The organism is Citrobacter sp. VF227 (assembly GCF_052950715.1).
Genome location: NZ_JBRFVF010000193.1, coordinates 1 through 569 on the forward strand (window position 1 = coordinate 1; position 569 = coordinate 569).

Sequence of the window (569 nt, forward strand, 5' to 3'; positions counted from 1 at the left end):
TTCATAAGGCTTGTGAGCCATCGGCGAGCGGAACACCGCCTGGGGGTGCAGCAGTTCCGGCAAGCCGCTCAGATCGCGCTGGGCGATCATCGCGTGCCAGGCCTGCAGGCATTCGGCGGCTTGCGGCTGCAGCATTGTCTTGATGTCCATACGCGTGCTCCGTGGGTTAAGCCTGAATGGAATCAGAGCGCCGCGGCCAGACGGCAGCCCTGATTGATGGCGCGCTTGGCATCGAGTTCGGCCGCCACATCGGCACCGCCGATCAGGTGGACCCGGGCGCCCGCCCCCTCCAGCGTCTGCTGAAGCTCACGCAGTGGCTCCTGGCCGGCGCAGAGAATGACCGTATCCACCGGCAGCACCTGCGGCTCGCCCTCGCCGACACGGATATGCAGCCCGGCGTCGTCGATCTGCAGATACTCGACCGAATTGAGCATCTGGACGTGCTTGTTCTTCAGTCCCGTGCGATGAATCCAGCCGGTGGTTTTGCCCAGCCCGTTGCCGACCTTGGATTTCTTGCGCTGCAGCAGATAGACCTGGCGCTTGGGTGCATGCGGCGCCGGCTGGATGCC

At 64.7% G+C, this 569-nt stretch carries 1 pseudogene; it reads right to left on the bottom strand.

What is annotated here, in order from left to right:
- Window positions 1-182: 182 nt before the first annotated feature.
- Window positions 183-569 (bottom strand): annotated as a pseudogene (gene fadH / locus ACU8YC_RS25845) (NADPH-dependent 2,4-dienoyl-CoA reductase); the annotation flags it as partial.